Raw genomic sequence first — 12,719 nt, forward strand, 5'->3', positions numbered from 1 at the left:
AGGGTCTTCGGAATATATAGTGGAATTACTTTTTTAATAGTTTAAAAACAACTGGTGTTTAAATCGGATTTTCTAGTGGGATGTTAGGACAATCAATAGTATTATAAAAGTATCAATCACATACGAGTGATACGTTGGGAAAAAATAAAATAGTCCAATTTACTTGACCGTGTACTATGGTACACGGTTTATAATATTCATGGGGTGAAATAAGATGATTTACCGCATTAGTGAGTTTGTAGAAAAATGTGGCGTTAATAAAGAAACGATTAGATATTACGAGCGAAAAAATTTACTACAAGAACCTCACCGAACGGAAGCTGGTTATCGGATATATTCATATGATGACGTTAAGCGTGTTGGGTTTATTAAACGAATACAGGAACTTGGATTTTCTTTAAACGAGATTTATAAATTACTTGGTGTTGTAGATAAAGATGAAGTTCGTTGTCAAGATATGTTCGAATTTGTTTCTAAAAAACAAATGGAAGTTCAAAAACAAATAGAGGATTTAAAACGAATTGAAACTATGTTAGACGACTTAAAACAACGATGTCCAGATGAAAAGCAATTACATTCGTGCCCAATAATAGAAACATTAACATGAGAGATTAACGAAAGGGGCTTTATTATGAATAAATTTAAGGTAAACATTCAAGGAATGACCTGTGCGGGTTGTGAAAAACACGTTGAATCAGCACTTGAAAAGATAGGTGCTAAAAATATTGAGTCTAGTTTTCGTCGTGGTGAAGCAGTATTTGAACTACCCAATGAAATTGAGGTTGAAAGTGCAAAAAAGGCAATTGATGAAGCAAAATACCAGCCTGGAGAAATAGAAGAAGTACAATCTGAAGAAAAAATAGTTTTAGGTGATGAGGGAGACTATGACTTACTTATCATTGGTTCTGGCGGGGCTGCTTTTTCGGCTGCGATTAAATCGGTTGAATATGGGGCAAAAGTAGCTATGATTGAGCGTGGAACCGTTGGGGGAACATGTGTAAATATTGGTTGTGTGCCATCAAAAACACTTCTTAGAGCTGGGGAAATCAATCATTTGGCAAAAGTCAACCCATTTATAGGTTTACAAACATCTGCTGGAAAAGTGGAATTAGCTCCTTTAGTAAAGCATAAAGATGAGTTAGTAAGCGAACTTCGGAATCAAAAATATGTCAATTTAATTGATGAATATGGCTTTGAGTTAATTGAAGGTGAAGCAATATTTGTTGATGAAAATACAGTTGAAGTTAACGGGAAGAAACTTTCTGCAAAGCGTTTCTTAATTGCAACGGGCGTTTCTCCTTCCTTACCGCCGATTTCAGGACTTGAAAAAGTGGATTATCTAACAAGTACAACATTACTTGAATTAAAAACGGTACCAAAACGATTAACGGTTATTGGTTCAGGATATATCGGAATGGAACTTGGGCAATTGTTTCATAATTTAGGTTCAGAAGTCACGCTTATGCAAAGAAGTGAGCGACTTTTAAAAGAATATGATCAAGAAATTTCAGAAGCCGTAGAAAAAGCGTTAATTGAACAAGGTATTAACCTTGTAAAAGGGGCAACTTTTGAGCGTGTAGAACAAGAGGGGCAAATCAAAAAGGTTCATGTAACAGTAGATGGTAAGAAAAAAGTGGTGGAATCAGAGCAGTTACTTGTTGCAACAGGAAGAAAACCAAATACAGATGCTTTGAAATTAAGTGCCGCAGGGGTTGAAGTTGGAAAACGAAAAGAAATCCTGATAAATGACTACGCTAGGACAAGTAATGAAAAGATTTATGCTGCAGGCGATGTAACATTAGGACCTCAATTCGTTTATGTAGCAGCATATGAAGGTGGAATTGTTGCCGATAATGCGATTGGCGGATTAAATAAAAAATTAGATTTATCCGTTGTTCCTGGCGTAATTTTTACAAATCCTTCGATTGCAACGGTTGGTTTAACAGAAGAACAAGCAAAAGAAAAAGGCTATGAAATAAAAAAATCTGTATTGCCTTTAGATGCAGTTCCAAGAGCAATAGTAAATCGTGAAACAACAGGCGTTTTTAAGCTTGTTGCCGATGCAAAAACTTCAAAATTACTAGGGGTTCATATCGTATCTGAAAATGCAGGAGAAGTGATATATGCGGCGACATTAGCCGTTAAGTTTGGATTAACAGTCGAGGATTTAAAAGACAGCCTTGCACCATATTTAACAATGGCAGAAGGATTAAAATTAGCTGCTCTTACCTTTGATAAGGATGTTTCGAAATTATCTTGTTGTGCAGGCTAAGGGAACTTTTTTTACAATTCCCTATTCAAGTGAACCAGCTAATACTGTACTAAAGTGTGCAGTAGTTTAGCAAAGTCTACAAAAGGATTTCATACACTATTTTGCGATCACCCATTATATAAATGCTTTAAGGGATTTTCTAAGTGCATTTGTGGTCACAAAAATAATTTAACACTGATGATTTCGACATCAAATCTATATTTGATACCTTAACACCGCAGAGTAATAAAGGATGAACAATATGTCAGACTTATTATCCCTACCAGACATTAAAACAATAGAATCACCACAAGAAAATGAAACCGATATGATGTTTAAAGTTGAAGCAGTCGGACCACCTGAACGTTGTCCTGAATGTGGTTTTGACAAGTTGTACAAACACAGTTCAAGAAATCAACTAATTATGGATTTGCCCATTCGTTTAAAGCGAGTGGGCTTACAATTGAACCGTAGACGATACAAGTGTCGTGAATGCGGATCTACCTTCTGGGAACGCCTAGTATCTGTAGATGAAAAGCGTAGTATGACCAAAAGGCTTTTAAAGTCTATTCAAGAGCAATCCATGTCTAAGACCTTTGTAGAAGTCGCAGAAAGCGTTGGCGTTGACGAGAAAACTATTAGGAACGTTTTTAAGGACTATGTGGCACTCAAAGAACGTGAATACCAGTTTGAAACTCCTAAGTGGCTTGGGATAGACGAGATACATATTATCCGAAGACCTCGGCTTGTATTGACTAATATTGAACGCAGGACTATTTATGACATCAAGCCTAACCGTAACAAGGAAACAGTCATCCAACGTCTTTCAGAAATTAGTGACAGGACTTATATTGAGTGCGTCACAATGGATATGTGGAAGCCCTACAAAGACGCAGTGAACACTATCCTTCCACACGCTAAAGTGATCGTAGATAAGTTTCATGTAGTTAGAATGGCTAATCAAGCCTTAGATAACGTCAGAAAGTCTTTGAAAGCTCATATGAGCCAAAAAGAAAGACGTACCCTTATGCGTGAAAGGTTTATCCTTCTAAAGCGTAAACACGATCTAAATGAACGTGAATCATTCCTCTTAGAGACTTGGTTAGGTAATCTTCCTGCCTTAAAAGAAGCCTATGAACTCAAAGAAGAGTTTTACTGGATATGCGATACTCCTGATTCAGATGAAGGTCGTCTTCGTTATAGTCAATGGAGACACCGTTGTATGTCCAGTAACTCTAAAGATGCATATAAAGACCTCGTGAGAGCCGTAGACAACTGGCATGTCGAAATATTCAACTACTTTGATAAAAGGCTCACTAACGCTTATACGGAGTCAATTAACAGCATTATTAGGCAGGTAGAGCGAATGGGTAGAGGTTACTCGTTTGATGCCTTACGAGCCAAAATCCTTTTCAATGAGAAGCTCCATAAAAAGCGTAAGCCACGATTTAATTCAAGTGCTTTCAATAAAGCTATGTTACACGATAATTTCAATTGGTATGAAGTGAATGATCATAACATTACAGACAACTTTGGTGTCGATTTTTCCATACTTATTAAGAATTTGGAGAAGGGTGATTTATAAGCCCTTTTCCACCATAAAATCCGAATACCCTTAATTTAATAACAATAACTTGATTGAGTTTACCAAATTTATCTTTAACCTCATTAAGACGCAGTTTGAGGCCACTCAACCACTGGGCTTTTAATTATCGAGCAATCACTTGACTGAATTTTTCAAGATTATGGCCAGCTTCATTGACGAGCTAGGAAAACTGAAGATTAGTATCATAATAAGAGGCATAAAACACGTTAAAAAAAGACGCTTGTTTTATGCCATTTTTATGATGAAAGGGTTGCTAGCAATTACCTTTGAAAAACAGCTAGCTTTAAAATAGTGGGAAAATTAGCAGTGGGTCTTGTTTTACTTTCATTTAAAGACACAGCGCGTTATGAATTAGTTGCTAACTATTAAATAAATAAAAATAAGATTGCATTAATATTAATTTTCTAGTTCAAATCTTGACTAGCTTTCATGATAAAGATAAGATTGAAATGCTAGTCAAATTATTATAATAAGGATGAACAAATAACTTATGAATAAGATAAAACAAACCGATGTTTTTTTCCCATTTTTAAATGGGTATTTAATTTATGCGATAATCTCAATATTTACACAACAACAATATGGTTTATATGGAAATTTAGATAATGATATTTCTTTTTTGATGGTCATCATTAGTTGTTCAGTGATCACGGGAGGACTTTTCTTATTTGAAAAACTATTTAAATTAGAAGAATGGCGTGAACGTTTGTTTATCATGTTGTTCATGCTCTTTTTTAATATTTTTGCTTTGCTGAGTAAAAGTATGATGGTTACTTTAGGGTCACTGTTAGTGCTATTTGTTGCTTATTTATATAGACGCCTCAATCAAAAAAGATATAGCGATATCTATTTATTGGGTATCATCTTGCTGATGCTAATGGCGATTTATTTTATGTTTAATCCGTCAGAGGTTGCGATAGCAGAAAAGTTTCTAGTCAAGCTAACTAAAAATGAAAAAAATAGTTTGATGGTCATCCTGTCATCAAGTGTTTTATTAGGAGCGTTATTATTTTTCAAAAACAAACTACGATGGTTAGAAAAATCCAAAAAACACCTGCCCATAGTGGTAGGAATGATATTCGTGTCGCAAATTCTACTACTTTCTACCATCATGATCGCAAAAGTAAAAATATTTGAGACACCGACTTTTGATATGGGAATTTTTACGCAAATGTTTGCTAATATGAAAAATGGGGCGGGGCCAGTCACGACACTTGAACGTGATCGTCTTTTATCTCATTTTTCAGTGCATTTTTCACCCATCCATTATTTATTATTGCCAATTTATTCAATATTACCTTATGCAGAAACGTTAGAAGTTAGTCAAATATTATTGGTTGCGTCTGGTGTTGTTCCGGTTTATTTAATTGCTAAACGTTTGTCTTTTAGTCAGACCTTTACCTATCTTTTACTATTAGTCTATTTATTATTCCCTAGTTTGACGACAGGACATTTGTATGACTATCACGAAAACTGTTTTCTAGCACCGATGCTGTTATGGTTATTTTACGCTGTTTTAATTGAGAATAAAGTTTTAATTGTTTTATTTACTATTTTAACTTTAATTATTAAGGAAGATGCTACGATTTATATTTTGAGTTTAGGGATTTATTTTCTATTTCAACAATCGTTTAACTTTACCAAATCAACGAAATGGACGATTGCGATCGTTTGTTTATTATTGCCATCCATTTATTTCGTTAGTGTCATTCATTATTTGGAAACGGTTGGTACTGGGGCGATGACGTCACGTTTTGCTAATTTTATGATTGGTGATCAAGAAGGATTAAAATTTGCTGTGATGAACGCATTGAAAAATCCGGTCTATACGATTGCCAGTGTGTTTACCTATCGAAAAACAATTTATATAGCGACTTTAATATTTTCATTAGGCTTATTACCATTATTTCAAAAACATTTGATTAATTATGTATTATTATTGCCATTATTAGTGATTAATTTATTGAGTGACTGGCCATACCAGGTTGATTTGTTTAAGCAATATCATTATGGTTCTAGCACATTCTTGTTTTTATTATTCATGATTGCTATTTATGAAATGTTAAAAGATCCACGGAAGCGACTATCTTTAACAGCTAAAAGATTGCTAGTGTTTGCTCTTATTGTCTCTTCAGGATTACAAGTACGATTAGTATTACCTAAAATGGATAAATGGCAAACCTATCAAGAAAATCAAGTTCACTATGAGGGCATAAAAACTACTTTAGCTAACATACCAGCAACAGCTAAAGTCGCTTCCCTCTCTAATTACACAACAGCTCTAGCTGACCGCCATGAAGTATATGATCTTTTTTACCATAAAAATGGAGAGGTTGATCATGAGCTGGATTATATTGTATTTGAATATAACTTATTAAATGATAGCAGTAAGGAAGCTAAAATTGTCAATCAATATATGGAACAAGGATATGTCAGTAGTGAGTTATCAAGTGATTTTATCTTAATTTTAGAAAAAGCCGCTCAACCTGTTAATCAAGAATAGAACCGGACAAGTGATACATTGACGTTAGCCAAAATTAGTTTCAGTCAAATAATGATGAGGAGCTCAGGGGACTTGAAAGGTTTTTATCCATTAAATTTTATATTCTTTTTTTTCTAGGGTAAAATATGGTAAAGTTTAATTATGGGAATTTTTTTCGAAAGGGGTAATTACAATGAAATTAACTGTAGTTATACCGATGTATAATGAAGAAGAAATGATTTTATTGACTCATGAAACAGTCAGTAAAGTGTTAACAGAAATAAGTCAAAAATTTAAAGCAGAACAAAATAAAGAAGTTGAATTAGAGTTTGTCTATATCAATGACGGTAGTAAAGATAAAACCTTACCGTTACTAAAAAAAGTCGCTAATTCCGATAGTCGTGTAAAATATATTAGTTTTAGTCGCAATTTCGGTAAAGAGTCTGGAATATTAGCTGGCTTTCAATATGCAACTGGCGATGCAGTCGTTTTAATGGACGGCGATCTCCAACATCCACCTCAAGTAGTAGAAGAAATGTTAACAGGCTATTTTGAAGGGTATGATATCGTATCTGCTCGTCGATCACGAGAAGGAGAAGGCAAGATTGATTCCTTCTTTTCACAACACTTTTATAAAGTATTCAATAGTTTAATGGATGTCCATATTTCTGAAGGGGTCTCTGATTTTCGTCTCCTGAGTCGTAATGTTGTCGATTCTATTTTAAGCTTACCGGAGTATAATCGTTTTACCAAAGGCCTAGTGTCTTGGGTAGGGTATAAAGAAAAGATTATCGAGTATGAAAATCAGGTTCGTGAGGGCGGTTCAACTAAATTTGGCTTGAAGAATAAATTGAATTATGCAATCGATGCTTTTTTATCATTCAATGATAGACCTTTACGAATATGTGTCAATTTAGGATTAATTTGTGTCTCTTTAGGCGTATTATATTTATTATGGCATTTTATTATTTGGTTAATTGATCCGAGTCGTTTAATTAGCGGCTATTTCACCACTTTATTTGCGATTGTATTATTTGGTGGGGTGCAATTAATCTCGATTGGAATTTTAGGTGAATATATAGGAAAGATTTACTATGAGGTCAAAAGACGCCCGCACTTTATTGTAGAAGAAACTAATATTCAAGTAAAAGACAAGGAAATGAGATAGTGGAACAAATAACAAAAAAATTTAATCAATTATATCAAACGAAAAAAGGACTCTATATCCTAAGTTTTATTTTACCAATTGCGATTATGTTGGTCGTATGGGCCTTTATGGGAGTTTACCCATTTGGAGACGAAACCCTAATGTCAGTCGATTTTGGACAGCAATATATCGACTTCTTCCGTTTGTATAAACGGACACTTTGGACAGGGGATTTAAGTAATTTATTTTATTCATTTTCTAAATCAATTGGTGGCACGATGATTAGTAACTGGGCTTACTATTTAATGAGTCCATTTTATTTAATCTACGCGCTATTTCCAGCGGGTGAATTTCGCTTAGCATCGACTATCATTATTGGTTTACGTTATGGCTTTATTGCCTTATCATTCGCGCATTTACTCATTAAACGTTACAATGGTCATTTAAATGATCGTCGTTTCTTAGTGCCATTGTTGTCAACCGTTTATGCCTTAGCAGGATTTTTAGTGGCTTATCAAATGAATATCATTTTTTACGATGGGATGATCATGTTACCATTGGTCATTTTAACGCTAGAAGAAGTATTAGATGGTGGCAAAGGATATAAATTTGCGTTAATCATTGCCTTAACTTTATTCTTACAATATTATATGGGCTACATGATTTGTTTATTCGTTATCTTATATACGATATTTTATATGTCGAGTCGCCAATTATTCAGTAAAACTTCCTTATTACGCATCTTAAGAGCAGCAATCTACGCTATCTTAGGGGCGGGAATGGTTATGTGGTTATTATACCCTGTTTTTATGGACTTATTAATTTCTAAAGGGGCATATGGTAGTAAATTAACCTTCGAATGGAAGATGCAAATTAATCCACTAGATGCTTTGGCGAAATTAATGATTGGTGCTTTTGACAGTCAATCGTGGCCAGCAGGACCTAATTTACCCAATATCTTTGTCGGCAGCTTAGGATTGTTTGGGACGGGTGTATTCTTTGCGAATCGCTCCATCTCTAAAAAACAAAAAATAGCGGCTGTATTTGTTTTTGCAGTCTTTTTCATTTCGATTGTCAATTTATTTTTCAATAAAATTTGGCATATGGGTCAAACACCGGCTGGCTTCTTTTATCGATTCTCATGGATTATTTCATTCTTTATGGTCTTATTAACGTATCGTGGCCTTCATAATTGGCGCAGTGTCAGTTGGCCATTAGTGATGGTTTCATCGGCCTTTATCTATTTAGCCGCTGAATGGACCTATTCAAATGAATTTTCATTTTTCAATTTTGATGCAACGAGTGAAGTGGTCCCATTATTGGAAAATTATTTAGCCTTAATTTTACGAGTGTTAATCGTATTATTTATATTCTCATTATACAAATACCGTCATATTGGACGACAACGATTAATCGCCATGATAGGCGGTTCGCTCCTAATCTTTATTGCCGTTTCATTATTAAATCATTTTGGTTATTTAGTTAAATTACAAACCTTATCTCTCGCGATTTGGATTTTTGTCTTATTCATTTTAGCTTTTGGCTTTAAAAAATCGAGTTATTTAGTGATTAGTTTACTCACAATTTTTGAATTAGGATTGAATGCTTATATCGTTCAAAGTCGAATGAATTATGACGATGCTTCAAAATTTAGAGATGCACAATTATCCGTTTTACCGGTAATCGATTTAATTCGTCCAAGTAAAGAGGGAGAATTTTACCGCATTAATAAAATGTTTGAGCGAAGTAAAAATGATCCCTTCATGTTTGATTATCCTGGTATGACTCATTTTAGTTCAAATATGGAACGTTCTACCTTGAATTTCATGACAGCAGTAGGAGATTCAGGCAGTAATGCTTCGAGCTTCTATGGTAACGGAACCGCGTTTATGGATGCTTTTTATGGTATTCGTTATGTAGTAGATTACCAAGATTATACGAATGAGGATGTCCAACAATATCCGAATCGTCGTTTCTTCCATCGTAACTCTACCCGTAGTGATTTACTCGATTATTATCAATTATATTGGGAAGATGAACGCTTTAAAATATATGAAAATCAGAATGTATTGCCAATAGCTTTTGGTGTCAATGAACAGACCGTGAATTTAGAAATTCACCCTAACCAAGTTGCCCATACGCACAATCAAATTCTATCGGCTATCAGTGGACAGGAATTACAAGTCTTTAAATCATATCTGTTTGAAAACATTGAATTAACCAATGTAAAAAAAGAAGAAACAGCTTCTGGTAAAGTTATTTATAAAAAAATAGATGAAAGCCAAAAAGGTGAAATTAAATTTACCTTTACGCCACAAACAGATGCGACTTATTATATTAATGCGCCTTTAGCCTTAAAACGTCAAAAAGGTGGTAAGACTGAAATTAAGTTGAATGGTCGTTGGTATGATTATCAACATTCATTTGATGGTCAGCAATTATGGAATATTGCCAATAAACAAAAAGGCCAAACACAAGAAATGGTCTTAACGTTAGGAACGACGAAGGAACTTGATTTAACAGATATGTACGTGATTACAGCTGATCAAAGCATTAGTGAACAAATCATCGCACATCGTAAACAACAAGGGATGAAAGTGACCGAGTGGGGGAATACCTTTATGAAAGGGACGGTTAATATTACTGATGATAGTCGTTATATGATGACTTCGATTCCCTATAATCAAGGTTGGACCGTGACCGTTGATGGCCAAGAAGTGCCAATCAAGGAGACCTGGAGTGCTTTTATTTCATTCCCAATTACTAAAGGAACTCACGAAATCGAAATGAAGTTTACACCAGACGGCTGGAATATTGGTTGGATGATAACAGGTCTTTCAATTTTGGGCTTGATAGTGTATAGTTTACTAGAGAAAAATAAAAGAAAGCCTGTGGTAAATGGATGAGAAATTTATTCGAACAAATTATTAAATTTGGTATCGTGGGCGTCATTGCAACGGTAATTGATTGGATCATTTTTTATACTTTATTTAATGCATTTGGAGTGTGGTATATTTTAGCGAAATTTATCGCTTTTGTCATTGCGACCATCTTTAATTATTATTTAAGTATGAAATATGTTTTTGTTAGTAAATATTCAGAAACAGAAAAAGGCCGTGAATTTCAATTGTTTGTATTATTAAGTGTCATCGGCATGTTAATTACTTTAGCTTTATTATGGTTTACAGTTGAAATTTTAGGTATTAATGCCAATTATGCCAATATTATGGTAGCCGTTGTGGTGATGTGTATTAACTTTGCCATGAGAAAAATGTGGTTAGAGCAAAAATAGAATTGTCACTCGATTAATGAAGGAGAGTAGAATAACACAGGAATCGTTTTATTTTTGGAACTGCTCAGTTAAGAATAATTCTTAATGGGTAGCAGGCAGGTTATTCAAAATCGATTGTTGATCGAGTTTTTATTCGATTAGGTTGCTATGATTTATTTCACTATGATTGTAAAATAAAGGCAATCAGCATTTTATTGTTTAAGTGTTTTTAGAAACGGTCAATTGAATTTTTATCAGCTAAATATGGATGTAGAAGGTGTAGGATTGAAAGAAAAAAATAAAACTTATGGTTTGTTAACGGCCATCGCGATGATTGTCGGAACAGTGGTGGGATCGGGAATTTATTTTAAAGCGGATGATATTTTATCATTTACTGGCGGCAATGTTACCTTAGGTGTTCTGGTAATTTTATTAGGAGCTGTTAACATTATCTTTGGGAGTTTAACGTTGGCACAGTTAGCATTAAGAACCACTACCAGCGGCGGACTGGCCGGCTATGCTGAAATATACTATAATCAGACCTTTGCGACTGTAATAGGCCTGTTCCAGTCCTTTATCTATATTCCAGTCATCACAACAGTGATCACATGGGTCGCTGCGTCCTATACATTAAGTTTATTGATGTCCAATGCGAGTTTTGAATCTGAAATTATATTAACGATTGTTTACTTATTCATCATCGCCTTAATGAACTATTATTCGAAGCAATTAGCTGGATTCTTTCAAAGCCTTTCAACCTTTATTAAAGTCATTCCGCTAATTATTATGATGATAATGGGTTTCAATTGGCAACTGCCGATGCCCGAAATACCCTCTAATTTACCAATCGTTGAGCCCAGAGACGTTGGCTTTGGTTGGTTAGCAGCTTTAGTTCCTTTAGCATTCACCTTTGATGGATGGAATGTGGTCACGAATATTGCACCAGAATTAAAAAATGCGAAACGTAATTTACCATTGGCCTACATACTAGGATCTATTTTTATTTTAGTCTTATATGTCAGTTATTTTGTCGGTTTAAATAATATTTTAGGCGAAACCTTTATTTTATCGACGGGTAACAATTCAGTTAATTTTGCATTTAATATGATCTTTGGTAGAGCTTTGGGAAATGTATTAATTATCATTGTGATTATTTCAGTTTTAGGAGTGGCCAATGGCATGTTTCTAGCCAATATTCGTTTACCTCAAGCAATGGCTGAAAAAGGGTGGTTAAAGTCCGAATCATTGCAAAGATTACATCCACAACATCAATTATCAACTCATTCTACACTTTTAGTAATGGCGATCAATCTTCTTTGGTTAGTGATTCACTACTTTGTTTTTAAATATCAATGGTTGCCTAACTCAGATATTTCAGAAAGTGCCGTAGTCTTTAATAATTTATGCTTATTACCGATATATTACTTAGTCTTCCAGCTATATAAAAAAGGGCAGATTAAAAATAAATTCTTTGGAATTATCGCACCATTATTTGCGACTTTAGGCATTTTAGTAATCGTACTTGGTAATTTTATTCTAAATTTTAAAGCAGCCTTGATTACGTCGATAGTGGGGATTTTATTTATATTGATATTTTGGTCATACGCTAAGCGACAACAAAGCTACCAACCGTGATAAACGATGAAGTTGGACCAATAAAAAAATACCGTTAGTTCCAATTTTTTATAGTGCAGTGGTTGAGGGACTTCAAATTACGCCTTCAAGAGGCTCAGTATAGGGTGGGCATAAACTAGATAAATGTATTCATGTTATTGTTCGTTAATTAAGAGCGCAGTGGTTTAATGGTTTCAAAATATGCAGTAGTGGGCAGAGGAAGTGATAATCGATTGATTTTCTACTTTTTCTGCCCAGTTTACTTATATTAGATAATGTGACTATATTAACTACAATTATTTTTTAAAAAAGTGTAAGCGCCGAATAACCAGGTACGTATCACAGCCT

8 protein-coding genes are annotated in these 12,719 nt (G+C 34.3%); all 8 read left to right on the forward strand.

Translation table 11 applies throughout. The features are described 5' to 3' along the window. Positions 1–214: 214 nt before the first annotated feature. The 8 genes from merR (at position 215) to GSA01S_RS06530 (ending at position 12,392) form a co-directional block, all read left to right on the forward strand. Positions 215–607 carry a mercury resistance transcriptional regulator MerR gene (gene merR, locus GSA01S_RS06495; RefSeq protein ID WP_066125969.1) on the forward strand — a complete coding sequence of 131 codons (393 nt, stop codon included), beginning with the start codon at positions 215–217 and terminating at the stop codon, positions 605–607. A 24-nt stretch (positions 608–631) separates the two neighbouring features. Further along, positions 632–2,272 (forward strand): mercury(II) reductase, encoded by a 1,641-nt coding sequence (gene merA, locus GSA01S_RS06500; protein ID WP_066125971.1) that lies wholly within the window; start codon positions 632–634, stop codon positions 2,270–2,272. A 241-nt stretch (positions 2,273–2,513) separates the two neighbouring features. Further along, the gene (locus tag GSA01S_RS06505) at positions 2,514–3,836 is read left to right on the forward strand and encodes an ISL3 family transposase (RefSeq protein ID WP_066125973.1); all 1,323 of its coding nucleotides are present in this window, start codon (positions 2,514–2,516) and stop codon (positions 3,834–3,836) included. Positions 3,837–4,347: 511 nt separating this feature from the next. Next, positions 4,348–6,360: a DUF2079 domain-containing protein gene (locus GSA01S_RS06510; RefSeq protein ID WP_066125974.1), complete on the forward strand. Its 2,013-nt coding sequence runs from the start codon at positions 4,348–4,350 to the stop codon at positions 6,358–6,360. Between the two features lie 172 nt (positions 6,361–6,532). After that, positions 6,533–7,507, forward strand: a complete 975-nt coding sequence (pgfS, locus tag GSA01S_RS06515; RefSeq protein WP_066125976.1) for a glycosyltransferase PgfS — start codon at positions 6,533–6,535, stop codon at positions 7,505–7,507. After that, complete coding sequence (locus tag GSA01S_RS06520; protein ID WP_083513235.1) at positions 7,507–10,392, forward strand: YfhO family protein; 2,886 nt, start codon at positions 7,507–7,509, stop codon at positions 10,390–10,392. The genes pgfS and GSA01S_RS06520 overlap by 1 nt, the downstream gene beginning before the upstream one ends. After that, positions 10,389–10,778, forward strand: coding sequence for a GtrA family protein (locus GSA01S_RS06525; RefSeq protein WP_066125979.1), 390 nt, complete (start codon positions 10,389–10,391; stop codon positions 10,776–10,778). Before GSA01S_RS06520 ends, GSA01S_RS06525 begins: the two co-directional genes overlap by 4 nt. A 264-nt stretch (positions 10,779–11,042) precedes the next feature. Next, on the forward strand, positions 11,043–12,392 hold the full coding sequence (locus GSA01S_RS06530) for an APC family permease (protein WP_245631286.1): 1,350 nt from the start codon (positions 11,043–11,045) through the stop codon (positions 12,390–12,392). The last annotated feature ends 327 nt before the right edge of the window (positions 12,393–12,719 follow it).

It is taken from the genome of Globicatella sanguinis NBRC 15551, from assembly GCF_001552295.1.
GTDB lineage: Bacteria > Bacillota > Bacilli > Lactobacillales > Aerococcaceae > Globicatella > Globicatella sanguinis.